Here is a 22,791-nt window from a genome sequence, read left to right as displayed (position 1 = left end):
AATTGGACTTGGAAAGGTCCTCATCGCCAGCTTTTTCGTCGAAAAAATAGAACAAAATGGACAAAAATAGGTCGGATTTCTATGATCCGACCTATTTTGTCAACGGTCTGAAAAATCCCTTAGCAAGGGATTTTTTCGTTTTATTTTCCTTTCTCATCAGTCGGAATCTGGATCAGGGAATTCGATCCTGTCGCTTTAGGCATTTTTCCGTCCCATTTTTGGATCCATTGATACTTGATCATTTCATCTGACATCGATTTTTTAATAATTTCATTATACTCGGCAATACCTTGGGCTTCGATCTTTTTCTTTTTCGCTTCCGCTTCGGCGATCTTCAGCTCTGTCTGCGTTCTTTCCAGTTCCTGCGAAGACTTCACGCGCGCGTCAATCGCTTCCTGGGTCGCTTTATCAGGCTTTGGCACACCGAGTGTTAAATCGTCAATGACAAAGCCGAGTCCCTTCATATCATCTGCAAATGTTTTTTGGATTTCTGCAGCGGCATCTGATGATTTTTGTCCGTATGTATCAATGACGGAGTATTTGGAAATCGACTTTCTTGCAGCGTCCCACAGCCTTGTTTTCAAGTAGCTGTTTTCAATTGATTCAATATCAACCGCTCCGAATTTATTAAACAATTCTACGACTTTATCAGGCTGAACGACATAGTTGTAGGCGATGTCCATTGAGATGTTTTTGCCGTCAGAAGTAGCCACTTGAATATCCTGATTGTTTACAGTCTGCATCCGCACCGGATATCTTGTGACTTTGTCAAACAGTCCGACTAAATGCCAGCCTTGATCGAGCGTTTCCGATTTCACCCCGCCATTCGGGGAATAAACGACGCCGACATATCCGTTCGGAATTTTCTCGATGAACAGGGAAGCCGTGAATCCTCCAATAATTAAGGCAACAGCGACAATAATGCCGCCGAGCAGCGTTTTGTTTTTATTCTTCTTTGGTTTTTCATTCATCTTTGTCATCCTCCAGCGTTTTCTTTATTTTGCTCGCCCCGCTTCCGACTTTTTTAAAAAGCGGGCTTAACATAAGCCATAAGCCAAACCCTATAATGGATAGCAATATGATCGAACCAATCATGACTTTCACTTTTGTTTCACCCCTTTTGCATTTGTTGATTGATCGTATGACTAAATAAAATCATTTCACTTATGTTTACGTTCATATGAACTTAAAGTTTCATTTTTTTAAAATTTAATAGAAAAAATTTTATTTTGTGAAATCAGTGGCATCGGTTTAGGATATGTCGGATATCTTATTCTTTATGCCGCTTATATGAAAGTGTGTTCGTATATCAAATAAAGAAGCGGCATGCCGAACCAACTATAAGCTGGGCACATACTAAAAAAAGAGCCAATCATTTGGCTCTTTTAAAAATATTAAATTTCAATTATTGTTGATTGCCCTTTTTAACCCATTCAGCCACTGTCACTGTGCGTTTAGCTTGATGTTTCACTGCAGCTTCTACGTCTTCAATCATCTTCCCGTTTTGATCGACTGTAACACTCGTTCCGTATGGATTTCCGCCAGCCCCGAAGAGGACAGGATCAGTGTATCCAGGAGAAGCAATAATAGCTCCCCAGTGCATCATTGAAGTATATAAGGACAAGATCGTTGCTTCTTGACCACCATGTGGATTTTGAGCGGAAGACATTGCACTTACAACCTTATTCACTGTCTTGCCGTTTGCCCAAAGTCCGCCTTGTGTATCAAGAAATTGTTTCATTTGCGATGCCATATTGCCGAAACGTGTTGGTGTACTGAATATAACAGCATCTGCCCACTCTATATCTTCAGAGGTTACGACTGGAATGTCTTTTGTTGCATCAACAGTGGATTTCCACACTTCATTTCCCTCAATGACTGATTGCGGAGCCAATTCTTGTACTTTTAAAACTTTGACCTCAGCGCCTGCTTCTTCTGCTCCTTCTGCAGCCCATTTGGCTAATTGATAGTTTGTTCCGCCCATACTATAAAAAACTACAGCTAATTTTACATTTGACATATGATCCATCTCCTTTGATTTTCTAAATAATTTGTTTAAAAATCCCATGTTTTCATACCTGCTTTTTTGTTTTCTTTTCGGCAATCCTTTTAAGAACCACCCCCTTGAAAGTGTTTCGCTGCCATTATTATTCCTTGCCAGAATAAACTTAAAACATTTCAATTTAATAAATCTCAAATTCGAGATATTGTGGCTGGTTATATTACTTCGATCTTTTTCTGGTGAAGATTTCGCCAATCTTTGCGTAATCATGCCCGGCTAAACGACTGATGGCGCCGAGGCCTTTTGGATCGATTTTTCCATTCTCATAGATGCTGCTTTCGATATGATATTGAACGACTCTGCCTATCATAAAATCGCATCCGTCAGAGTGCTTAACCCCCAACTCTAATGAATACTCCAGAACACACTCCATACGCACTTTTGCTTCTTTCACGCCCGGCACCGAGACTTTCACACTTTCAACGGGGGTTAACTCCGCGAACTGAACTTCACTTTGACTTGGTGGTAGGCTGGCAGCCGTTAAATTCATTTTTTCAACGTTTTGTTCATCAACGATATGGACCACAAATTCTTTGCTGTTCAAAATGTTTCTCGCTGTATCCTTTTGGCTCCCTTCAAAACGTTGAATAGAAAGGGAGATCATCGGAGGATTTGAAGATACAATATTAAAGTAACTAAAAGGAGCTCCGTTTAAGACGCCCTCCTCTGATAAACTTGTAACAAATGCAACAGGTCTCGGTATAATACTCCCGATTAAAAACTTGTAGTTCTCTCTTTCTGTTTTTGTGTTGGGATCAATGGACAGCATCGAATCACTTCCTTACAAAAATTAATCCAGCGCCTTCACTGTTACAGGAATTAATCTTCTTTCTAACTGCTCTCTGTAGTGTTCATACTGGGCCGGCAGCATTAACTGTTCTCCCATTGTCTGATATGATTCATCATGGGCGAATCCTGGTGGATCTGTTGCAATTTCAAATAAGATTTCCCCGTGTTCTCTGAAATAAATCGCGTTAAAATAATTTCTGTCTTGCACAGGTGTAACACGGTATCCGTTTTCCGCAACATATTTTTGCCATTCCAATTGATCATTGTCATCAATGGCTCTCCAGGCAATATGGTGAACTGTACCCGTTCCCATTTGTCCGCTTCCTATAGTTGTTAATTTCAAATCAATCATATTTCCTATGTCACCAGCAGAACGAAAACGTACAAAATCTCCTTCTTCTCCAACTTTTTCAAGCCCCATGACCTTTTCTAATAATTCAGCCGTTTTTTCCGGTTGTTTGGATAACAGTGTTGCTCCGCCAAATCCTTTGATTGCATTGTCCGGTGTGATTTCCCCTACTTTCCAGCTGTTCTTTTCCCCTTGTTCTCTTTCGACAATTTCCAGATGCAGACCATGAGGATCATCGAACTCCAAGTATTCCTCTCCAAAACGGTTCATTTTTGTATAAGGCACATTGAATTTTGCTAATCTGTTTTCCCAAAAAGCCATTGCGCCTTTAGGAACGGCGTAAGAAGTCACTCCCACTTGACCATCTCCAATGACTCCCCGGCTGGCACCTGCCCATGGAAAGAATGTAATAATCGTTCCCGGTTTCCCGCCTTCATTGCCAAAATAGAGGTGGTATGTTCCCGGATCATCAAAATTAACGGTTTTTTTCACTAAACGTAAACCAAGAACGCCAGCGTAAAAATCCACATTCTCTTGCGGATGGCCGACAATCGCTGTAATGTGATGGATTCCAGTTGTTTTCTTTTTCATTCCATTTCACTCCTCTTTCATGAAACATAGCTTTATGATGAGATATACGTTACAAATTCATTTACAGGTTTTCTAAATCCCCGTGGTTTTCTGCTGTCTATTTTTTCCTTCCAGAGGGTGATCATCATGACAACCTCATATTGTTCACTTATATTCCACACCTCTTTAACCTTTAAAGGATCAAAACAAATGGGACACGTATCCCCGCCTTTTTCTTTAGCAGCCATGAGTCATTCCTGATAGCTTCATCCCTTTGAAATTCTATTGTCTGGATTGATCGTATCGTTAACCATATCATCGTATATTTTTTACTTAGGACTCCGAGCAGTTTTCAACCTTTGTAGATTTCTTTTGCTTGATGAAAAGCCTTTTTGTCACCCAAAACGATGATGACTGCTGATGAGCTTAGGATCTTGTTATGTCATTATGCTCCTGTTCAGAAATAGAATCCCCAGAACAATATTTATTCCTCATTATCATGAATTCATATATTTCGAATTCGAGATATTATGATAAAAAAATTTACATGCTTTGGGCAAGGAAGCCAAGTTTTTTTAACTTTTCAATTAGAACTTCTTTTTCTTTTATATCTAACCCGCCGAAAATGACTTTCATAGCTGTTTTATGTTTTGGAAAAAGGTTGTTCATCAGTGCAGTTCCTTCATTCGTTAAGGCAGCGTATGTTATCCGGCGATCTTTAGGACAAGGCCTTCTCACTATGAGCTTTTTCTTCTCCAGCTTATCTATAACATAGGTAATGCTGCTGCTCGCGATTAATACCTTTTCGCCTATTTTTTGTATCGGCTGATCGCCTTTACTATAGACTAATTCCAGAACAGCAAACTCAGTTGGGTTTAGTCCTAAACATTTAATGTCCTCTTCCACACGCTTTTTAATCGATTGCAGTGCACGAGACAAGACAATAAATGCCTTTAAAGACAACTCCTCTTCGTATCTCTCCATATCTTGACTGCCCACGGTATTCATCCTTTTTAATTATCTCGAATTCGAGATAATTGTATAATAATGATTTGCTTGTGTCAACTTTTTAAAATTGTTTTCATTGATTTGCGGCGTACCATTGACAAAGAGGATTCGAATCTAACACAAAAAACCGCCGACTCAAGGTCGGCAGCGCCGGCTGTTTCAGAAGTCTTGTCATGCATGAAATAGTTTGTCTTTTATCTGGAGATGCAGCTTCGGATTCAGCAAGAATATAATGGACTGAAGCTGTTCCTGTTTATTAATCGAAGAATCCGCGTGGTGTTGATGGTTGTATCCGTTAAAGATCGCTATCAGCGTGGTGGCCATCACCTTCGGATTGAGCTGTTTCTGAACGATACCTTCTTCCTGGAGCTGCTCGATCAGTTCGACAAAAAACTCCCTCCATTGCTCATACAGAAGAGCTACTTTACTTTGAATCTCAGGATATCTATGACTATTTGCCATAAATTCCAAAAATAAAGCTGTCGAATGTTCTTTATTTGATGTTTGAATCAAGTGTTCAATCCCTGTGAGCAATCCCCTCAGCGTCTTTTTTCGAAAACAATTCATGCTGGTTTGAAAGCGATCTTCCATCTGCTCATTCATAATATGGAGAAACAGCATCTCCTTTGACTTAAAATACAAATAAAACGTAGCTTTAGAAAAACCGGCTTCTTTCATAATTTCATCTACAGAGGTTGCCGAATATCCATTTTGGGCGAACAGATGATATCCGGCTTCTACGATCTTTTGAACCGTATTCTGTGTCTTCTTTTTCATTAAGCTGTCCTGTCCTCTCTACTTCTCTAATTAAGTTAAACTATCTATGTATTGAGATATACTGGGAACGTCAAGGACTCGTTATGTGAAAGAAAATTGGAAAAAGACGCTTAAAATCTTTTGCTCAAACATACACTTGCAGCCAGCGCGGACGTTCTTTCATCAAGCATAGCAGTCACATATAAACACCGCCAAGTGACATAAGCCCGGTAAGTCAACAATGCCGATCGCCCTAACAGGCCGGTAGCTGCATGTTCCTTTCCTTGCAAAATTCCCAACATTCATTCTAGCATTTACTGCTAAAAACTTCATATATATTGTAATTTATTTAATTGGATTTTTCTGTTTTTTAAAAGCCTCTATGAAATACCCGGGGTCCACATTCACTTCATAAGCAAATACCCCCTGGTTCGTATGGAGGTAAAGCAAACCGGCCTCGGAAAAAGGTCTGTATGATACATCGTGGACGTGCTCAAGGCGATACTGGCGGCTTGCAGTTAAAATTTTATCGTTGTACAAGTACATTTGATTCTGCTTTTTTGTATAGGTTTGCCGGTTAAAATCAATCGTCCGTTCTGTTTTGTAGTAGCTGACAGCGGCGATGGCCTGATGGCACCCGTCTTTCATTTGAAACCTCCATTTGCTATTCATTGATTAATTTGGACATGACATATTCATCAACATATTGTCCTTTTACTTTCAAAGCGTGCTTTTTAGTGCCTTCAATGATAAAACCCATTTTTTTGTATAAACGCACGGCGGCTGTATGATGGGTCATAACAGTCAGCTCAAGTCTGTGAAGCTTTTCTTCACAGGCCCATTTTTCCAATGCCTGTAGCAGCTTTCCCCCAATACCTTGTCCGATATACGTTTGGCGTATGCCGATGATGACATGGGCGCGGTGGCGTGTTCTCTGAACCTGTCCTCTGACTGCTGCAACATATCCGACTAAGCTTCCGTCATCAGCCGCACAAACAAAAACTTCACACACGCCGGATTGGATCTGTTTGATTTGTCGTTGTGCCTGAAGCTTTCGTTCACCCGGTTCAAACAGCATGAATTCAGATTCTTCATCGATCGTTTCACAGAGTTTGAGATAGCTTTTGGCATCTGAATCCTTTATTTTTCTGACTTGCACGAAAAAGCCCTCCAAACAGTTTTTAGATTATCTATATATTCTGAATTATAATCGCATAAAAAAGGCTGTGCAAACCGCAGGTGCCAAATCAATTCGCAGCTTCATCAAAAAAAAATAGCAAAACCGCCGGCATTACTTTTCAAGCAGCCTCGGTTTCGCAGGGTCGCACGCAGGTTTTTGCGTATTTGTTGATTCAGCGATTTTCATTAAATAATAACATTCTTCCCTCATCATATGGTCTGCCATCAGCGCAGAGAACGTACCGAGCATCTGATCTGTAAGCTCCATCTCCTCCACTTCTTTCAAAAAGGTACGGAACAGCTCGACCTCAAGCTTCACGTCTTTATTCATCCTTCTGAGAGCAGGAAAAGATTCAACATTCGCTCTGAGATATCCCGTCAACTCAACGGATTTAATATAGAACTGTTCAAAATGTTTGACAAACTCCCGGCTCTTCTCTTTCAAACGTTTTTCAACCGCATCCAGGTCATCGGCAATTGCACCAGCATGTCCGGCGGCATCCATCAGCCACAGCATATGGTGGTGCAGCTCATGGAAAACAGGCGGCACTTCCCGTTTTTTCAAGTATTTAAGCACAAGCAAATATTCCTCCAGTTCATTTACCATATGGTTGATAAAAGTCGGAGAAAGGTGAATTTTAATATCGCCTGTCAGGTGCCTTTTAATGATGGAGAGTTTAAATTTCCTGAACTGCAGGGCATATTCTTCAGCTTCAAGCGTTAATGAATACAAATCAGGCGAAGTATTCACCTTTTTCAGCAAAACATCGAACGTCTGCTTGAACTGCTTCGCCTTTTGAATATCTTCCTTTTCCCTTTCGGCCAAAGAATCCAAAATAAAACGCGCATGATCACCCAAAACCTGAAGCCAAAATTTATGTTCGAAAACGGCCGTCTCCTTATAAGTTTTCAAGCTTGCGCCTCCCTTTAAATACCATTCTTCAATATGGCTATTCGCTGCAAGCACGAAATATGATCATGCAAATAGAAGCTGATCAATAAAGATTCGGAGGCAGCACGTCATCCCGGGAATGTTGAATGACTGATGGCGGCGTATCATGAATATATGCAGGCGCAGGTCTTAACACCGGTTTTTTCGCAAGGGGCTGAGGATGTTCAACATACTGAAAAACGCCTTCCCCATCCATGCTTGGTCCCTTCGCCCATCTGCCTGCAGCGCTCTCGTTGCCTCTTGAAAAATTAAATAATACATGGGAGACTTCCCGTTTTTCCAGATTGCGCGGAAATGTGCTTGGGACGACGACATTTTCTTTCGCTTCCAGTTCTTTAATGGCTGCAAGCCACTGGTTTTGATGCATCGTATCCCTTGCAATCAGCCAGGAGAGCATATCTTTGACACCGCGGTCCGTCGTCTCTTCATAAAGGCGGACGGCCTGCAGGCGTCCCTGCGATTCCGCGTTTAAATTTGCCCGGAAGTCGGCAAGCAAGTTTCCGCTTGCGATAATATAATCGGCGGTCCAGCGGTTTCCCACGCTGTCGGCCGGCATCGCCCCTAACCCTGACACTATGGCATGCTGCGGATTCATCCCTCCGAGAATGGCGCCGAGCACCGGATCTTTTGCCGCTTTTTCAAGATCGCCTACCGGCGCACCGTCCAAAAGCCTTGCGATCATCGTCGCCAGCATCTCGATATGGGCGAGCTCTTCAGCTCCTGTATCCATCAGCAGATCTTTGTACTTGCCGTTTCCTCTGACGCTCCAGCCTTGAAAAAGATACTGCAGAGCTACTGAAATTTCCCCGAACTGTCCTCCCAGTATTTCCTGAAGCTTTTTCGCAAATAATGGATCGGGTTTTTCAGGCTTTGCATGATACTGCAGTTCTTTAATATGAAAAAACATAAGATCGCTCCTCTCCTAAAGCTACCTTATGAACGATAAGAACAATAGGTGTTTGTCTATCCCTTTTAAATGAGTTTCTATGAACCGCTAAGAAGGTCTTCAATCCACATATCAACTTGCCGCTCAGACATTCCTCCGACATACATCCGCTCGGGCGATCCTTCCCGATTAATGAATATACTTGTAGGCAAATAATAAATTCCCAAGAACGATAAACTTCAGCCGATTGATCCAAAGCGACCGGAAAAGTTAAGCCATGGCGATCGACAAAGCTCTTTACCGCACCTTTCGATTCACGCACATTGACAGCGATGATTTCAAAACCGTCTCCTTTAAAACGGTTATAAGCTTTTTGCATGACCGGCATCTCCTCTTTGCACGGTGTACAAAAAGTCCCCCAAAAGTTGACAAGCACCACCTTTCCCCGTAATGTTTTCAGTTCGATGTCACCGCCCTCTAAAGTCGATAATTTAAAATGTAATGCCTGCTGATGAAGGGCGGCGCCTGCCTGTTCATTCCGGCCTCCGCCAACATGCTGATAAAGAGCATAACCAGCCGCACAACATAGGAGCAAGAGGATGGCGCATCTCAATAAAAGCAGCGTTTGCTTTTTCATTTTTTTCTCCCAATATGTAACGTTTTTTAGCCCTGATATGAAAAACGCCTCTCCGGGGCTTTCTTTATGATGAGTAGTCCGGTATTTGATGCTCAAAGCCGTAAAAGCCTGTAATTCCAACATATCCGCAGCCCGACACTTTTGTGATATCCAGGAAATGATTGCGGTGCGGCGTCCCGCTCACTTTATCTGCAGCACTTAAATGAAGATGATTTCCCGTAAACTCTTTCTCGCTTAAAGTGATCGCATGTCCTGTTAACGTGATTCTCTGCAGCTTGATATTGAGTGTACAGCCTTCTGCATTAAAAATCGTAAACTTATAATACAGCCATGTCGGGTAGTCATTTACATTGTTGCTGTCCGCCTTAAAAAATCCCACTTGATCTTCAGTCATTGTCATGGTCGTCTTTTTCTCATCTTATGTAACCGCAGCATCAGCAGGCTGAATATGAAAACTGAAGGCCGTCATGATTGAAAACATTATCAAAAATAAAATTTTTTCATTGGCGCCCCTCCTTTTTTCCATATTATAGACTTTATCAAATAAAAAGGATATTGAAATTTAATTTCCCGTCTCCGGATGAGTGTGCCGAACGATCCCTTACAAAAGTGTAATGTTCATGTCACGTTATTCGATTTTTTTATCAGACAATGAATCTTAGAATGATAAATGAGGTGAAATTGTGAAAAAGCATATCGTATGGATCAGCCTGATGATCATATTTACCGCATTATTAAGCGGATGTAACTTAAACCGTGTTGGAACAGACGAATATTATGTTCACATTACCGGAAACGGGAAGGAAGTCACGTCGAAGTTTGACGACGGCGAGGAATACACCGTCTTCAAATATGAACTGGCCGGTTTTGATGAAGACGGTCAAGAAAAAACAATGGAATTCACAGCTGATAAAAACCTTCGCACAGGCGCGTTTTTACGGCTTTTCTATTCTGAAAAAAAAGGCGTGAAATCGTGGGAAGAGGTTGAAAAAGACGACATTCCCGCCAAAGCCAAAGATCGATTAGGTGTAGAAAATTAAAAAAACATGCAGGGAGATGGCGCCGCCATCTCTTTATTTTATCCTTGCATGCCTTCCTTTTTGCTTTTTTTAAGTGATAAAAATTCATCCTGAAAAATGCACATTCTAATAGCGTTACGATAATAGCCGTCAACGAAAAATTCATCCTGCAGCTCGCTCTGGATTGTGAACCCTGCCTTTTTATACAAGTGAATCGCTTTTGCATTATCTTCATCGACGATCAAATACAATTTGTGCAAATTCAAGACGGAAAACGCGTAGTTCATCGCCAAATACGTTGCGCTTGACGAATACCCGTTCCCTTGATGCTCGGGATCAATGATGATTTGAAACTCCGCCCGTCTGTGAATATAATCAATTTCGACCAGCTCAACCAATCCGATCATCTCAGTCTCTTTCTCTATGATAAAGCGCCGTTCGCTTTGGTCATGAATGTGTTTGTCAAACAAATCCTGCAGCTCAACAAAAGTCTCATACGGTTCTTCAAACCAATACGACATAATCTTCGCATCGTTGTTCAGACGGTGGACAAACGGAAGGTCTTCTCTTTCGAGCGGACGCAATTTAAGCTGATTCAACATATCAGCAACCTCCAATATAAATTAAAATTTAAGATGATGTAAGGCGCAGGCCGATCACCCCGACAATAATAAAGCCAAGTGAGATGAGCTGCGGAGCACGAATACGCTCTTTAAACCAAAATAAGCTGACTGCCGTAATGCCGATGCTGCCGATCCCGGTCCAAACCGCATACGCAACACCGGCTGAGAGCACCTGCATGGCTTTTGAAAGGCAGAAAAAAGATAAGCCAAACCCCAACACCATGACAATAATCGGCCATTTTTTTCTTGTGCCGTCTACATATTTCATAGCGATTGCTGCAATAACCTCTTCGATTCCGGAAATCACCAAAAACATCCACGGCATCATCAATCACCTCCTGATTGGGTATTGTTCTCTTTTGTAAACATCTTCATGCCAATAATGCCTCCCAACAGCACGATCAAAAAAAATATTTGCCCTCCTGAAAAGGGTTCACCCATAAAAACACCCGTCACATATGTGCCGGCCGTTCCGATCCCGACAAATACGGTATAAGCCGACGCCATCGGAATGTTCCTGTAAGATCGTATCAGCATGATAAAGCTTGCCGCGATCAATACAAAGATCATCAGCCAATCGGCGAAGGAATCCGCATGTTTAAGGCCTGAGGCCCAAACCACTTCCAAAAAACCCGCAATAATGACGAGGAGCCAACTCAATGATAACACCCTCCCTGTTGTGAATGAACGTCAGTCATTTTTAGCCCGATAAAAAATGAACAGCTGCAGCCGGTCATTTTTTACTTGGTTCCTATGCTTCTCTTTAGAAAAGTAAATATTTCTTTTTTGAACACACTGAGCTCTTCGTCTTTTTCCGCCCCGATGTAATAACGTTCCGCTGTGTTTTCGACAAAGTTGATAATCGTTCTGGCCGTCCAGCGCACATTGATGTCAGGAATGACCTCGTTTTTCTCAACTGCTTCTTCAATAAGTCTTTCAAGCCAGGAATAATAAGGCTGATAGATCGCCTCCCATTTTTCCATCGAATGGTCAAAGGCAAGACCTGAGTAGCAAAGAACGATAATATCCTGATGAAGTTCCGTCATGTTGAACGTCTCATCGATCATGATGTCCAAGGCGGTCCAGAAAGACATGGTTCCGTCGACCTTGCTCTTTATATGGTCCAAAGAATGTGTCAGAAGATTTTCCGCGATCGCTGGAATCAGCGCATTTTTGGATGAGAAATAAAGATAAAAAGTGCCTTGCGCAGTACCCGCCTTTTTCACGATATCTGAAATCGACGCCTTATCAAGCCCCTTTTCAGAAATGACTTCAATGGCCGCCTGCAAAATCTTTTCATATTTGCCGGACGTGTGCTTTGGCATATGGCAGACCCCCTAAAAATGAATGACTATCATTCATTTTAGTGGAGCGGCTTTTCATTGTCAACCGGGCGGCGCAGGACTTATTTCCTTAAAATTTCTTTAAAATCTTAAGCATACGCTGTCTTTGGATATGAATCCCTTTTATACTTTACACATATACCGAAACAGATGGAGTTGATATTGTTGAAACTGCTGATCAAGCTGGTATGCGGAGCTGCTTCTCTTATCGCAGTCGTCCTCGCTGTATGTTTTGCAGTGAAACGGAACAACGACAAACAATAGGAATTAGGAAAAGTTCTCAATCGATTAGACCTCCTACAGATTTCTATTAATCTTTTTGGACTATTATGATTTATGAAAATATAACATATAAATCATTATTCTAATGAGTAAATAAAGAGCTTTTTTAAATATAAAAACCACGAAGGGGCTATAGAATGGAACTTACGATCACCAGAGCACTAAGCGAACTCAAAATGTTGGATAAAAGAATCAAGCGGGCCGTAAATGAGAGCACATTCGGAGGCTTGATGATCGGAAAGAAACTGCCGAACGGATTTCGGACAACCGAAGACTTGGAAACAAGGGCGAAAGCCGATTATCAATCGGTTGAAGCCTTAATCAAAAGGCGAAATGCCATTAAGTCCGCCATTGTTGTATCCAACGCGACGACCAAAATTGAAGTGGCCGGAGTCAAGATGACCGTGGCTGAAGCCATCGAAAGAAAAACCTCCATCAGCTACGACATTCAGCTGTTGGATAAGCTGAAAGAAGTGTACGCTGATTTAGTCGACGAGGCCGACAGCGTCAATCAAAAAGTAACGGAAAGACTGGACAAGCATCTGGAGACTCTTTTCGGAAAAGACGGCAAAGTAAAAGCCGCTGAAAACCAGGAAATCGTCAAATCTTTCCTCGCTGAAAATGAAGCCAAAATCATCGATCCGCTGCATCTAAAAGAGAAGATCGATTCTTTATCAAAAAAGATCGAGGACTTTGAAATGGAAGTTGACTTTGCATTGTCCGAGAGCAATACACTCACCAAAATCAAAATCGATTGACGGCCGATTGTTAGCCAACCGAAAACCGATAAAACTAAACACCTTCCGAGGGAAAGGTGACTCCCTCCTTTTATTTCATCTGCACAGCCAAAGAGACGCTGTGCCAACAATGAGATAAAAGCTCAAAGCTCAGCGTTCAGCGTTTACAGCTTAAGTATCAAAGCTCTTAACAGTTCAAAGCTTACGCCTTAAAGTTAAAAGATCGATAAAATCTGGGAGAAACGGCTGCTTGAGCATTTGTTTACCGGCTCAGTCGGTTGCCGCCCAGCAGGTTGGCTAACAATGGATCCAAAAAAACGTCTATATAGACGTTTTTTTATGATATTCAATCCTTATAAACATTAATTTTTCGTTTTGTTCTTTTCTTTATATAACCAAAAATAATAAATCACCCAGCCTGCCAATATAAATAACATCCCGACCCAATACCCTTGTTCTTTCGGGACTAAAAAACTAGATATAATTGCTAATATTAAAGCCGGTACCATAATGATAAAGTATTTCTTTTTATCTAACATCACGAACACCCTTGTCATTTATTTTAAACATATATACGATATAGACGCTGTTTGGTTTCAGGGTCTCACACTGTTTATATATCATCAGGACTCAAGTCTGCAAAAACCCAAAAGCTGGCTAAAGGCTTTTGGGTTTTTGCAAAATATAATGGCCGCGGGCAGGCTTTTTAATATCTGGGCGATGTTTCATCAAGCTCTTCATAAATGTCGTCATGTTTTTAATCGGAAAGCCGGTTTCTTTCTCGATTTCAGTTTTGAGCTTAATGCCTTTCAAGCCCTCTTCATAGCGGCTTAAAATGTTTAAGGCAGCCTCACGCTGTATGGTTGTTTTTGATTGGAAAATAGTATGAGATGGAGTCTTGATGGGCGGATGTTTGTCAGCGGCATGTTGGGATTGTTTTAATTCCTCTGCTGCAGCGCTTGCCAAGTCGATCAATGAAGACTTTTTGTTAATTGCGGGATCACTCTCCCGATCCAATTCACGCAGCTTCGAATAAATGTCCTGTCGTTCTTTTCGCAATTCCCGCATCACCTGAATCTCCGCATCTCCCAGCTGTTCAAGTCTCAAACGCAACGCTTCTCTTTCGTTGAACATATCTCCCACATCCTAAAATTAAGATTCCATTATAGTTTATAGGACTTTTTTAACTTTAACAATTTATTTAAAAATAAATTCAAGAAAAGTTCTTTTTATGGTTAAAACATATATGGAATATAAAGGATGATCACGTTCACGATTCCTCTTTGGGCAGCACCGACGGCATGGCTGCTGTTCTTGCATCAATCGGCATATCCTTCGTCCGTCTCCTCCAAATCATATGATCATATCCCTTCCCCCAATAATCCTTCAGCACATAGTCAGGGTCGCCAAATTTCTTCTTCCATATTTTTTGTGCACCGGGATAGCCGCTGTCCAAACAAAATTCCTTCACTCCCCGATTCAGAAAGGTCAAAAACATAGCGCTTAACAGCAATGTCCCGATTCCGTGTCTTTGATAATCCGGGTGGACAAATACCGTCCCTACCTCATATAAATCTTTTAAAGCCCCATCTGTACAAATATCGATCAATTCGCTGGCAGGGCCATATTCGATTGTACCGATGATTTTATTCAGACGTTGATCTGAAGCGATAAAAAAGTGCCGGCTCTTCCCCTTGCTGTCCAAGTCTGCTTTCAAATATTGCCTCTTACTTTCAATTTCACTTTCTTGATCATCAAGCAGATCGGATATCCCCTCTTTAGCAAAGGTATCTTCGACCACGATTCTGAAAAACTGATTCAGCTCTTCAACGTCGTCAATTTGCGGCCTTCTGATCTCAATTTCATTCATTTTAAATCACTTCCTTATTCAGTGATTGTCGTTCATTTATACCACGGAATCTTGGTTAATTTCATTATTTCCGCGTTCTCATAATCTCCGGTTTTCCACTCCACTTTAACTGATAACGCATGCCCGATGACATCCTCTTCAGGCATAAAATCAAAAGTTGCGATATGATCTTCCATATGGCCTCCGCCATCCATCTCCTCTCCGGTATATTCAGAAAGATCGTATTCTCCTCTGTCATCATACTTTTTGCCGTCTATGTACAAGGTGATTGTTTTCACAATCGTTCTTTTCGCATCCTTTTTGCTGCCATCCCAATATAAATTCAAAAAATAATTAGGCCCGATTGACGTTTTACTTGATTTCTCGCATGCCACAGACCGCTTTCCCCCTCTCCTTCATACACCACTTTCTTTCCGAAGATCATTGCACTGACATATCCCCCGCCAATGAAAAGCAGAATGGCGCTGATCATCAGCAGCCGTTTGAGTCCATTATTCTGTTTCATCATATCCCCCGCTTTCATCACAATAGTAGTGATGACGGTGAAAAAAGTTACGCAAAAAAGGCGCCATAAACGGCACCTTTTTAAAATCATATTTCCCCGGGATATTCAGCGCTTTTGACCAATAAATTGAATGACATGAGACAGGCCGTTGTGCCAAGCCCCTTCATGACGAACGACTTCCCCCATAAAAAAGTGGACAATACGCCAATCTGAAAAGGTTTGTAAAAATTCTTCCGGTGTATATAAAAGCTCCGGATCCTGCGGCCCGCCGCTTTTGTAAGGAATTTGGTGCGTCGAATACACTTCCGTCACGAAAAATCCCCCCGGCTTCACGGCTTCTTTTACTCCAAGAAGCGTTTTTCGGCGCAGCTCTTCTGGAAAATGTCCGAAAATACATACAATCTCGTCCCACTGCCCTTGGTTCCAAGACGCTTCATTTAAGTCAACAAGCTCTGTCTTTACTGATACATGACGTGTTTCGGCAAGCTTTTTCGTTTTCTCCAACCCTGATTCGGCATAATCCCATGACGTGACGTTCATCCCTTGTTCTGCTAAAAAAACCGCATTGCGCCCCTCGCCTTCTGCGATGGCTAAAGCATCGCCCGACGACAATTGAAGTTTTTTCTGCGAATCTGCCAAAAACGCATTCGGTTCCGTTCCATACACATAGTTCTCATCTTGAAAGCGCTTATGCCAAAAGTTCATCGTTTTTGTTCTCCTTTTTTTTTAGATGCTTTCATATCAATGATATGGTGATTCGTCGTTTATAGCCAATGATATACCCGCTTCTTTTAGAATATGCATTTCAATTTCACATCGCAGATGAGGCGTTTTTAAACTCTGGCCTCTGATTCATGAACTAAGGGAGCCTTTAGGATAAATCAATATTTTCTTAATGGGATCTTACCAACAAAGCTCTTCAATGAAATCCTATAATGATGTTCAATATCACGTCCAAGTTTTTCATGTGAAATTTCCATTTGTTCGGTGATGTAATCAAGGTCGAATACATTATATAACTGTTGAGTTTCCCAAATGGTCGTTAGTCGAGCCTTATAATCAAATAGTATCAATGAAATAATAGGTTCGCCCTTTTCATACTCCATTGTGTAATATCTATACTCTGTAACTTTGTTTTTTTTCTTGATCTTTTTAATCCACTCATTTAAAGAAACATAAAATTCCAATAAGGCGATATTTTCTTTAAAATATGTCTTTTCATTTATTTTGATTTCAAGTTCTCCCTCTACTCTCATTGCTACTGAAGGGTCTTTTCTCATTTTCATTGGGATATCTGATTCATCAGATGTGAACTTATAATCAAATTTCACTTTTTGGATATTATATTTAGATCGAAACAAACTGTCTCACCCTTCGCTCACTTTGGCCCAATATTTCGGATTAGCCATTTTTTACTCGCCTTTAAATTCATCCTTTTCCTTATCATTTGTTCGCAAATGAACGATAATCAAGATTACGCCTAAAATAAGCAGCAGCACAGGATACAATAATACAGATGATTGAAAATAAGCTGAAGCTTCATCATTGCCAGTTGCATCAATTATATAATGAGGAAAAGCAACAGATAACACCTGTAAGAAAAACAGCGTTAATAGACCCAGCAAAATTGAAACAAATCCGGAAACAAAGTACATACAAAAACCTCCTATTAGCCCATTTTGAAAATTGCCAGCTTTTTAATAAATTAAAGAAATTATCCCTCATGAAGCTGCTTTAATTTTTTTCGGATGAAAGAAATCGTATCTAATGCCAGTTTTTTGCGACAAAGAACAATTCCGGCATGGCCGCAATTGTAGAGATGTCTTTCGGGTTTCCCCCAGCTTTCCCACAACTTATCAGCATCCTCTAAGTGAACGTATTGGTCATACACGGCGGAAATCAGCAAAATGTGATCTTTGTTAACTTTCGGCACAGCTTGGCTGGGATCTGTAATTTCCCAATATGTTTTTAAATCTTCATATGTCACACCGTGCTGTTCTAATTCTTCTCTAATGAATTTACCCGGGATGGTATTCCATATCGCATAAGAAAGACGATTCGCATAAAATATCGAGACCACGATGTCGATTTCAGTCTCAAGGGCAGCCAGTAAATTTGTCATCCACCCGCCTAAACTGACGCCCACTATAATAACAGGGCCGTTTTTATTTGCTTTGATCCAGTGAATGAGCGCCCGTAAATCGACGACAGCTTGTCTTGTTGATTCAACTGTACGATTCAAATTCGCACTTATCATCAATTCCCCGCTGTAAAGCGAATGTTCCGGCTCTCTTTCAAAATGATACGGAAGAGAATAGTAGTACATGTTCCAACCTAAATCGTTCATCATACGCTCATGAAATATCTTTTTTATTCTGTCATATGAATCCATTCGCCAGCCATGTACAAAAATAACATTAGGTTGATCTATGTCATTCTTATTTAAAAAAACCTCACCTTTTAAACTATCATTGACAGGGTCCCCAGATGGAATGATAGATTCATAGCTGAAATGTCCAGCCAAATAGTTTTTGCTCGCTTCATAAAGAATAAAGGAGACATCAGCCGCTTTTGCTTGATAGAATTCGTCCCTGTCAATCGGACTCAATGAAAAAGCGGAAAAATGTTTTTCTTTACTTCTTTTCCTGTGCAAATCATATAACGCTAAACGATCGATCAACTTTGCAAAAAACACTTTTTGCCCTCCTGATTGGTATAAGTAATGGTGATTCTTTTCATTGAAGAATGTTTGGCCAAGTCCTTCATCGAGCATTGGCCAGCTAACCGGTCTCATTTCCCGATTAATTATTCAAAGCTGTCTTCATCTGTTTTGTTTATTTGTTGTCACGCAGAAGGGGCGTAAAGAAATGCTATTATATTTGTTCTAAAAATGCCAATAGTTCTGAATCATTAATTTCAAAAATTAAAAATTGGATATAATCGATTTTGTTCGTATCTGGGAAAAGAAAAGGATTTATCGTAAATTTCGTGGCGGATTTCCCTAACATGCCTGCAATGCGCAGAGCGATGTCTACATTTTCAAAATCAATATTAAAGGCCGCAAACTCTTGATTCACATAATAATTTCTTATTTTTGTATCCTTTGGGTTTGGTGGGTTTGACGCGCAATTAAGAAATGTCCTTAGTTTTTCCGGATCGAAATTCATCAATAGTCCCCTCCAAAGTATAGTGGATGCAACTTTCATGTAGAGTAAGGCCATTGCTTACGGTCCTTAACGATATGCCATACAAATTGTTAGGATTAAAGCAATTGGATACAAAACCGATGCTAATCTCTGCTTCTTTTCATCAATATGAATGAAGTTTTTACGAGATAAAAATTTGCGAATTTCAGGTAAGAATATCAAAATAACTTGTGACAAGAAAGACAGCTTTTGCATTAGGGTAAGCGGGCTAAACGTAAACCCGAATCCTGCATTACCTCCTATCGTTGACCAATACATATAAAAATTAAGGAAAGGTATGACGAAGCAAAATATAAGTCTATATTGATTAATATAATCATCGTATTTTTCAGCATTCATGCCTTTAGAAGAAAATCTAAATCCATAGATGAAAAGAAAAAGTGTCCCAATACTTAATATCGGCTGCTTGATAAAATACGCGAATACAAAAGCTATTAAAAACATAATTTACTCCTTTGTAACCATTGTTAATCATCATGGTTACCATTATACAAGAAAGGAAAGAATTTCTGGACAAATTTATAATTTCAGCAAACCGCACTAAAACAAAAGATCAAATCATCTTTCGACTTTTAAAGTTCTGTATGATCTTGTCTCATCATCTCCCTGTAATCTTTCTCCATACCGAAAGTAAGTTACTCTTCTCAGCTGCAGTAAAGTCGGTGTTTAATTTGAATTCAAACTTTTCATTCATGTGTCTCGGTATGACATGAAAATGCAGGTGTTTAATATCTTGCTGAGCAAAATGACCGTTGTCTGAGAGTATCGTGTAATCATCACAAATACCTGATTGAATTAATATTTGAGGTACTTTAATTAAAGAATCCATTATTTCATTAGACAGATGGGGATTGTTAATATGATCCAGTCTTTCAATATGCTTATTTGGTATGAATAATGTATGGCCACTTGTAACAGGGTTTATATCAAGAAATGCTGTTACATCGTCATTTTTATAAACCTCATAGCTTGAAATTTTTTGACTAACGATTTCACAAAATATACATTTGTCCATTTCACTATTCATACTTTATTAAGTGTCCCTCTCTTTCTGAAGTTTTTTCAGATGCACAAACTCACAACTCGTTAAGATCCTTTATAAACTAGAGATATTTGAAAAATGATCTAGCTCATGTTTAATCCGAAATTCGAAATGATTACCTTCCTTTATTAATCCAAAGATAATTTCCCTGCATGTTATAAAAATGAGAAAGAGACCTAACTTTATCAATCGGTCTCTTTACTGCTTGTTTCTTTTACTTAATAACATTCCCACAATACACCCCACAATAGCCGCAGCAACATTGAATATAAGCTTATTTCCCAAGGATAAATTTTTAGAAGAATACTCAATATAAAAAGTCATTAAAAATACGGCAATACCTGCGAAAACTGGCGGCAAAAATTTAATACCAATCTCCCCTTCTGATTTTCATGCATACAGCACTTTTAATTTTTTCTCCTCCATAGGGGGGTATCATAACCAAAGAAATAGCTTAGCGACTTCCCTAATTCTCTTTTGCTAATACGTTCTAAACCGACGCTGCAAGATATTTTCATACAAATAATAACATATAAACCTATATATAGATACATTCGATTTGCATTTTGTTCTCTTTAAAGAGGTGTTGATTATAGTCCAGGTTGAAAATAAACTGTTTTGTTCTTCAGTAAAAGAATAAAATAAACCTTAAGAAATCAAATCTCTAAGAGTTAAAAAATAAAGATGCTTATTTCATCGACATCTCAATCCTAAATGTGGTAAAATAGATGACAATGTTAACCATAAAAAGGAGGATTATGTGTATATGAGTATTATTATTTTGGCCTCCATACTTTTATGGAGTACATTAATCTATGAATTAAGTAAATCTCCAAAAAAGCAAAACAACCGAAAAATTGTATCTTTGATATCTTTGGGCTCTTTATCAACCTTAGTTATTACTATTTCGCTTTTTCAAAACCTCCCGTTTTAAAAATTGTTTATAACTAAATCGATCGTATATGTCGTCGGCGTGGTATTGTTATAAAAAAAATCCTTCTTGCAAGAAGGATTTTTTATTCATTATTCTCTTCTTTATTATCCAATTCTGGAAAATCCTCAATCATTGATCGAATATCTTCAACAAATTCTTTCTCTGTATATTGACCATCCGCGTGTTTTAGATTATCCAATTTTCCGCAAATAATCTTCAGGATTCCCTTTGCGTGCTCTTCTTTAAGGCCGTTTACTTTGTTTATATTCCTATCCAACTCAAGCATTCAAAAGTTTCCTCCCTCAGCTTATTGTTCACCCTAATATAACATGTCCACCCAACTTAGTATTTAGTTCTTTAGGTCACTTTTGCCGTGGCATTCCAAGCTGACCACACTTTGCGTCTAACACACGTGGTTTTGCTCTTGGAATACAGGTGCTGACATGAAATATATCAAGGAAAGCAACTGATGTTTAATCCCATATCAGTAAGAAACTCGACCAAGATATAATCGAAGATTACGAGGATTATCTCTCATCGATTATGAAGTTAGATTAGAAACTTCAAATTTTTTGGTCACCAAATCTTTTGACCAAAAATCAAAAACCCCTGACACTACTGGTGCCAAGGGATTCCTAGATTAATACTGAGACATATACTGCTCGCGCTCCCAAGGGTGGACTTGTGTGCGGAACATAATTTCGAATTGAAATAGACTATGTATAGCACTGAAAATCCTTATAAACATAGGCTTTTTCAGTGCTTGTTATTTTAAATCTGAAATAAATTCTGTATGAATCTCAATATTTTTTGGTCAAATTTTGGTCGTGATTTTGGTCATATAAAAATGGCTGTCTCACGTACTTAATAAAGGTTTTAATAGTAACTTTACCACTCTATTACTTCATCAGGATCTAAGTTAAATACTTTATAAAATAATCCTAGCAAATAATCAGCATTTTCATCTCCTCCACAATAAACTGGAGATAATGCTACCGTTATTAGACTCCATGAATATAGACCTCTTAAGATTGTTAATCTTTCTATGATTTTTTGTTCGTCCATCAAATTATTTTGAAGTAAATTATTTTCATTTTCACTAAAATAGTCTAAATCTAAATCAAGTATTAAATTTTTTCCTTGAATAATTCTTTTCACTTCTAACGAATCCTTATTTTCTACAAACTCTTCAATAGTCCTGTATCTAAAACCGTTATGCTTATTACTATCAAGAATTTTTTTTACTGGCATCAATTGTACATCTGTATAATCCCAATCTTTAAAATCAAATGGATCTCCACCGTACGATTGCTGTGAAATATAAATAACGTTGTTTATTGTACCAGTTCCTATGGCTGGCCATTTAAAGTTGTCAATTTTCAGTTTTCTAGATACATTAAAAATATCTTTTGAGTTTTTTATATCATATAACCCTTCTACTTCTAAACCGTCCCATACATCATCTAAATGTGCATCGACATGAAATAATGTAGCATCAGGCGTTAGTTCTCCAGCTCGTTTTTTTAACTCCCAAGCGGCAAACGCCCAATTATGATCGCAAGAAACAAAAATGTTTTTTTCAGGGAAGCAAACCCTATAATCTCTAGGTATATTCATATTGTCCCTCTTGTCTTCGTTTTAATTTAAATATTATCACAGAATTGTTCCAGTGGAAAAAGGAATGAATGTCTCTCTTTTTTAAAGACTTTCTTTACACAATACCAAAGAGTATTATTACCTAAACCAAAAGATTTATTTTCATGAATGAACAGGATTTATTCACCAATTCCTTTCCGTAAAGTGGTAAACTCTATACTATTGTAACCAAAAGAATTAGAGGAGAATGCCATGAAGACGCTGGATGTTCAGTCGTTGCACAATGCAATTGATCAAACGCTGGAACAATTAAAACATCAATCAGACGAATTCGCCAAGGTCAAAAAAGCCATTGAGGGGATCACATCACTTGATGATGCTTTAAAAGGAAAAGGCGGCGACGCGATCCGCGCGTTTTATGAGGAATGCCACACCCCTTTTCTACA

Annotated in this window: 30 protein-coding genes and 3 pseudogenes; 3 read left to right on the top strand and 30 right to left on the bottom strand. The window is 39.4% G+C overall.

Annotation, left to right across the window (positions count from 1 at the left end; genetic code table 11):
- Positions 1 to 140: 140 nt before the first annotated feature.
- The 14 genes and pseudogenes from QMZ64_RS22155 to QMZ64_RS22090 all read right to left on the bottom strand — a co-directional run bounded on the left by QMZ64_RS22155 (position 141) and on the right by QMZ64_RS22090 (position 9,657).
- The gene (locus QMZ64_RS22155) at positions 141 to 971 is read right to left on the bottom strand and encodes a prohibitin family protein (RefSeq protein ID WP_065643198.1); all 831 of its coding nucleotides are present in this window, start codon (positions 969 to 971) and stop codon (positions 141 to 143) included.
- Positions 964 to 1,104 carry a hypothetical protein gene (locus QMZ64_RS22150; protein ID WP_265626932.1) on the bottom strand — a complete coding sequence of 47 codons (141 nt, stop codon included), beginning with the start codon at positions 1,102 to 1,104 and terminating at the stop codon, positions 964 to 966. The genes QMZ64_RS22155 and QMZ64_RS22150 overlap by 8 nt, the downstream gene beginning before the upstream one ends.
- Before the next feature lie 301 nt (positions 1,105 to 1,405).
- Positions 1,406 to 2,020, bottom strand: coding sequence for an NAD(P)H:quinone oxidoreductase (wrbA, locus tag QMZ64_RS22145; protein ID WP_265627809.1), 615 nt, complete (start codon positions 2,018 to 2,020; stop codon positions 1,406 to 1,408).
- A 202-nt stretch (positions 2,021 to 2,222) separates the two neighbouring features.
- Positions 2,223 to 2,831: a flavin reductase family protein gene (locus tag QMZ64_RS22140; RefSeq protein ID WP_265626933.1), complete on the bottom strand. Its 609-nt coding sequence runs from the start codon at positions 2,829 to 2,831 to the stop codon at positions 2,223 to 2,225.
- A gap of 21 nt (positions 2,832 to 2,852) precedes the next feature.
- Positions 2,853 to 3,791: a ring-cleaving dioxygenase gene (locus tag QMZ64_RS22135; RefSeq protein ID WP_265626934.1), complete on the bottom strand. Its 939-nt coding sequence runs from the start codon at positions 3,789 to 3,791 to the stop codon at positions 2,853 to 2,855.
- Positions 3,792 to 3,823: 32 nt separating this feature from the next.
- Positions 3,824 to 4,206 (bottom strand): annotated as a pseudogene (locus tag QMZ64_RS23430) (nitroreductase family protein); the annotation flags it as partial.
- 107 nt (positions 4,207 to 4,313) lie between these two features.
- On the bottom strand, positions 4,314 to 4,769 hold the full coding sequence (locus QMZ64_RS22125) for a MarR family winged helix-turn-helix transcriptional regulator (protein WP_301441594.1): 456 nt from the start codon (positions 4,767 to 4,769) through the stop codon (positions 4,314 to 4,316).
- 180 nt (positions 4,770 to 4,949) lie between these two features.
- Positions 4,950 to 5,555 (bottom strand): TetR/AcrR family transcriptional regulator, encoded by a 606-nt coding sequence (locus QMZ64_RS22120; RefSeq protein ID WP_243940532.1) that lies wholly within the window; start codon positions 5,553 to 5,555, stop codon positions 4,950 to 4,952.
- A 324-nt stretch (positions 5,556 to 5,879) separates the two neighbouring features.
- A complete protein-coding gene (locus tag QMZ64_RS22115; RefSeq protein WP_152848607.1) occupies positions 5,880 to 6,182 on the bottom strand; it encodes a hypothetical protein in 303 nt (100 codons plus the stop codon).
- Positions 6,183 to 6,198: 16 nt separating this feature from the next.
- Positions 6,199 to 6,693: a GNAT family N-acetyltransferase gene (locus tag QMZ64_RS22110; RefSeq protein ID WP_265626936.1), complete on the bottom strand. Its 495-nt coding sequence runs from the start codon at positions 6,691 to 6,693 to the stop codon at positions 6,199 to 6,201.
- Positions 6,694 to 6,825: 132 nt separating this feature from the next.
- Complete coding sequence (locus tag QMZ64_RS22105; protein ID WP_265626937.1) at positions 6,826 to 7,626, bottom strand: DUF2935 domain-containing protein; 801 nt, start codon at positions 7,624 to 7,626, stop codon at positions 6,826 to 6,828.
- Between the two features lie 82 nt (positions 7,627 to 7,708).
- On the bottom strand, positions 7,709 to 8,572 hold the full coding sequence (locus tag QMZ64_RS22100; protein WP_265626938.1) for a manganese catalase: 864 nt from the start codon (positions 8,570 to 8,572) through the stop codon (positions 7,709 to 7,711).
- Positions 8,556 to 9,188 (bottom strand): redoxin domain-containing protein, encoded by a 633-nt coding sequence (locus tag QMZ64_RS22095; protein WP_265626939.1) that lies wholly within the window; start codon positions 9,186 to 9,188, stop codon positions 8,556 to 8,558. Before QMZ64_RS22095 ends, QMZ64_RS22100 begins: the two co-directional genes overlap by 17 nt.
- A gap of 64 nt (positions 9,189 to 9,252) precedes the next feature.
- Positions 9,253 to 9,657 (bottom strand): annotated as a pseudogene (locus QMZ64_RS22090) (hypothetical protein).
- 244 nt (positions 9,658 to 9,901) lie between these two features.
- On the opposite strand from QMZ64_RS22090, the gene QMZ64_RS22085 reads away from it, so the two are divergent.
- Entirely contained in the window at positions 9,902 to 10,228 is a 327-nt protein-coding gene (locus QMZ64_RS22085) for a YxeA family protein (protein ID WP_409365406.1), read from the top strand.
- Positions 10,229 to 10,266: 38 nt separating this feature from the next.
- Here the strand turns inward: QMZ64_RS22085 and speG are convergent, their stop codons facing one another.
- The 4 genes from speG to QMZ64_RS22065 all read right to left on the bottom strand — a co-directional run bounded on the left by speG (position 10,267) and on the right by QMZ64_RS22065 (position 12,155).
- Positions 10,267 to 10,809, bottom strand: a complete 543-nt coding sequence (speG, locus tag QMZ64_RS22080) for a spermidine N1-acetyltransferase (RefSeq protein WP_301441592.1) — start codon at positions 10,807 to 10,809, stop codon at positions 10,267 to 10,269.
- Between the two features lie 28 nt (positions 10,810 to 10,837).
- Positions 10,838 to 11,155, bottom strand: a complete 318-nt coding sequence (locus QMZ64_RS22075; protein WP_243941164.1) for a DMT family transporter — start codon at positions 11,153 to 11,155, stop codon at positions 10,838 to 10,840.
- A 2-nt stretch (positions 11,156 to 11,157) separates the two neighbouring features.
- Positions 11,158 to 11,490: a DMT family transporter gene (locus QMZ64_RS22070; RefSeq protein WP_243940518.1), complete on the bottom strand. Its 333-nt coding sequence runs from the start codon at positions 11,488 to 11,490 to the stop codon at positions 11,158 to 11,160.
- An 80-nt stretch (positions 11,491 to 11,570) separates the two neighbouring features.
- Positions 11,571 to 12,155: a TetR/AcrR family transcriptional regulator gene (locus QMZ64_RS22065; protein ID WP_243940516.1), complete on the bottom strand. Its 585-nt coding sequence runs from the start codon at positions 12,153 to 12,155 to the stop codon at positions 11,571 to 11,573.
- 437 nt (positions 12,156 to 12,592) lie between these two features.
- Here QMZ64_RS22065 and QMZ64_RS22060 point away from each other — a divergent pair, with 437 nt between their 5' ends.
- A complete protein-coding gene (locus QMZ64_RS22060; protein WP_265626942.1) occupies positions 12,593 to 13,213 on the top strand; it encodes a hypothetical protein in 621 nt (206 codons plus the stop codon).
- Positions 13,214 to 13,554: 341 nt separating this feature from the next.
- Here the strand turns inward: QMZ64_RS22060 and QMZ64_RS22055 are convergent, their stop codons facing one another.
- The 12 genes and pseudogenes from QMZ64_RS22055 to QMZ64_RS22000 all read right to left on the bottom strand — a co-directional run bounded on the left by QMZ64_RS22055 (position 13,555) and on the right by QMZ64_RS22000 (position 22,366).
- A complete protein-coding gene (locus QMZ64_RS22055; RefSeq protein WP_186438739.1) occupies positions 13,555 to 13,731 on the bottom strand; it encodes a hypothetical protein in 177 nt (58 codons plus the stop codon).
- 118 nt (positions 13,732 to 13,849) lie between these two features.
- A complete protein-coding gene (locus QMZ64_RS22050) occupies positions 13,850 to 14,326 on the bottom strand; it encodes a Rok-like winged helix domain-containing protein (RefSeq protein WP_059231482.1) in 477 nt (158 codons plus the stop codon).
- A 136-nt stretch (positions 14,327 to 14,462) separates the two neighbouring features.
- Positions 14,463 to 15,062 (bottom strand): GNAT family N-acetyltransferase, encoded by a 600-nt coding sequence (locus QMZ64_RS22045; protein WP_265626943.1) that lies wholly within the window; start codon positions 15,060 to 15,062, stop codon positions 14,463 to 14,465.
- A 32-nt stretch (positions 15,063 to 15,094) separates the two neighbouring features.
- Positions 15,095 to 15,567: pseudogene (locus QMZ64_RS22040) on the bottom strand (DUF4944 domain-containing protein).
- Between the two features lie 105 nt (positions 15,568 to 15,672).
- Positions 15,673 to 16,272, bottom strand: a complete 600-nt coding sequence (locus QMZ64_RS22035) for an SAM-dependent methyltransferase (protein ID WP_265626944.1) — start codon at positions 16,270 to 16,272, stop codon at positions 15,673 to 15,675.
- A gap of 176 nt (positions 16,273 to 16,448) precedes the next feature.
- Entirely contained in the window at positions 16,449 to 16,928 is a 480-nt protein-coding gene (locus QMZ64_RS22030; RefSeq protein WP_265626945.1) for a DUF7878 domain-containing protein, read from the bottom strand.
- Positions 16,929 to 16,979: 51 nt separating this feature from the next.
- Positions 16,980 to 17,222 (bottom strand): hypothetical protein, encoded by a 243-nt coding sequence (locus QMZ64_RS22025; RefSeq protein ID WP_265626946.1) that lies wholly within the window; start codon positions 17,220 to 17,222, stop codon positions 16,980 to 16,982.
- A 59-nt stretch (positions 17,223 to 17,281) separates the two neighbouring features.
- Positions 17,282 to 18,262, bottom strand: a complete 981-nt coding sequence (locus QMZ64_RS22020) for an alpha/beta hydrolase family protein (RefSeq protein WP_265626947.1) — start codon at positions 18,260 to 18,262, stop codon at positions 17,282 to 17,284.
- Positions 18,263 to 18,440: 178 nt separating this feature from the next.
- A complete protein-coding gene (locus tag QMZ64_RS22015) occupies positions 18,441 to 18,734 on the bottom strand; it encodes a hypothetical protein (protein ID WP_243940506.1) in 294 nt (97 codons plus the stop codon).
- Between the two features lie 637 nt (positions 18,735 to 19,371).
- Positions 19,372 to 19,800, bottom strand: a complete 429-nt coding sequence (locus tag QMZ64_RS22010) for an HIT family protein (protein ID WP_265626948.1) — start codon at positions 19,798 to 19,800, stop codon at positions 19,372 to 19,374.
- A 1,031-nt stretch (positions 19,801 to 20,831) separates the two neighbouring features.
- A complete protein-coding gene (locus tag QMZ64_RS22005; RefSeq protein WP_243940500.1) occupies positions 20,832 to 21,035 on the bottom strand; it encodes a hypothetical protein in 204 nt (67 codons plus the stop codon).
- A gap of 602 nt (positions 21,036 to 21,637) precedes the next feature.
- On the bottom strand, positions 21,638 to 22,366 hold the full coding sequence (locus QMZ64_RS22000; protein WP_301441591.1) for a peptide arginase family protein: 729 nt from the start codon (positions 22,364 to 22,366) through the stop codon (positions 21,638 to 21,640).
- Between the two features lie 231 nt (positions 22,367 to 22,597).
- On the opposite strand from QMZ64_RS22000, the gene QMZ64_RS21995 reads away from it, so the two are divergent.
- Positions 22,598 to 22,791, top strand: a 194-nt coding sequence (locus QMZ64_RS21995; RefSeq protein ID WP_301441590.1) for a T7SS effector LXG polymorphic toxin, incomplete at its 3' end; no start/stop codon positions are given.

The organism is Bacillus sp. LB7, assembly GCF_030449715.1.
Lineage (GTDB): Bacteria > Bacillota > Bacilli > Bacillales > Bacillaceae > Bacillus > Bacillus paralicheniformis.
The sequence above is the reverse complement of the archived record's forward strand: the minus strand, read 5'-3'. Positions and strand labels throughout refer to the sequence as shown.

What these genes read in the sequence shown, in the direction of transcription:
- QMZ64_RS22060 (WP_265626942.1), top strand. Translation starts at nt 12,593, where the DNA reads ATGGAACTTACGATCACCAGAGCACTAAGCGAACTCAAAATGTTGGAT.
- QMZ64_RS22085 (WP_409365406.1), top strand. Translation starts at nt 9,902, where the DNA reads ATGATCATATTTACCGCATTATTAAGCGGATGTAACTTAAACCGTGTT.
- speG (WP_301441592.1), bottom strand. Translation starts at nt 10,809, where the DNA reads ATGTTGAATCAGCTTAAATTGCGTCCGCTCGAAAGAGAAGACCTTCCG.
- QMZ64_RS22140 (WP_265626933.1), bottom strand. Translation starts at nt 2,831, where the DNA reads ATGCTGTCCATTGATCCCAACACAAAAACAGAAAGAGAGAACTACAAG.
- QMZ64_RS22075 (WP_243941164.1), bottom strand. Translation starts at nt 11,155, where the DNA reads ATGCCGTGGATGTTTTTGGTGATTTCCGGAATCGAAGAGGTTATTGCA.
- QMZ64_RS22055 (WP_186438739.1), bottom strand. Translation starts at nt 13,731, where the DNA reads ATGTTAGATAAAAAGAAATACTTTATCATTATGGTACCGGCTTTAATA.
- QMZ64_RS22045 (WP_265626943.1), bottom strand. Translation starts at nt 15,062, where the DNA reads ATGAATGAAATTGAGATCAGAAGGCCGCAAATTGACGACGTTGAAGAG.
- QMZ64_RS22100 (WP_265626938.1), bottom strand. Translation starts at nt 8,572, where the DNA reads ATGTTTTTTCATATTAAAGAACTGCAGTATCATGCAAAGCCTGAAAAA.
- QMZ64_RS22115 (WP_152848607.1), bottom strand. Translation starts at nt 6,182, where the DNA reads ATGAAAGACGGGTGCCATCAGGCCATCGCCGCTGTCAGCTACTACAAA.
- QMZ64_RS22065 (WP_243940516.1), bottom strand. Translation starts at nt 12,155, where the DNA reads ATGCCAAAGCACACGTCCGGCAAATATGAAAAGATTTTGCAGGCGGCC.
- QMZ64_RS22010 (WP_265626948.1), bottom strand. Translation starts at nt 19,800, where the DNA reads ATGAATAGTGAAATGGACAAATGTATATTTTGTGAAATCGTTAGTCAA.
- QMZ64_RS22000 (WP_301441591.1), bottom strand. Translation starts at nt 22,366, where the DNA reads ATGAATATACCTAGAGATTATAGGGTTTGCTTCCCTGAAAAAAACATT.
- QMZ64_RS22005 (WP_243940500.1), bottom strand. Translation starts at nt 21,035, where the DNA reads ATGCTTGAGTTGGATAGGAATATAAACAAAGTAAACGGCCTTAAAGAA.
- QMZ64_RS22095 (WP_265626939.1), bottom strand. Translation starts at nt 9,188, where the DNA reads ATGAAAAAGCAAACGCTGCTTTTATTGAGATGCGCCATCCTCTTGCTC.
- QMZ64_RS22120 (WP_243940532.1), bottom strand. Translation starts at nt 5,555, where the DNA reads ATGAAAAAGAAGACACAGAATACGGTTCAAAAGATCGTAGAAGCCGGA.
- QMZ64_RS22135 (WP_265626934.1), bottom strand. Translation starts at nt 3,791, where the DNA reads ATGAAAAAGAAAACAACTGGAATCCATCACATTACAGCGATTGTCGGC.
- QMZ64_RS22035 (WP_265626944.1), bottom strand. Translation starts at nt 16,272, where the DNA reads ATGAACTTTTGGCATAAGCGCTTTCAAGATGAGAACTATGTGTATGGA.
- QMZ64_RS22050 (WP_059231482.1), bottom strand. Translation starts at nt 14,326, where the DNA reads ATGTTCAACGAAAGAGAAGCGTTGCGTTTGAGACTTGAACAGCTGGGA.
- QMZ64_RS22015 (WP_243940506.1), bottom strand. Translation starts at nt 18,734, where the DNA reads ATGAATTTCGATCCGGAAAAACTAAGGACATTTCTTAATTGCGCGTCA.
- QMZ64_RS22025 (WP_265626946.1), bottom strand. Translation starts at nt 17,222, where the DNA reads ATGTACTTTGTTTCCGGATTTGTTTCAATTTTGCTGGGTCTATTAACG.
- wrbA (WP_265627809.1), bottom strand. Translation starts at nt 2,020, where the DNA reads ATGTCAAATGTAAAATTAGCTGTAGTTTTTTATAGTATGGGCGGAACA.
- QMZ64_RS22155 (WP_065643198.1), bottom strand. Translation starts at nt 971, where the DNA reads ATGAATGAAAAACCAAAGAAGAATAAAAACAAAACGCTGCTCGGCGGC.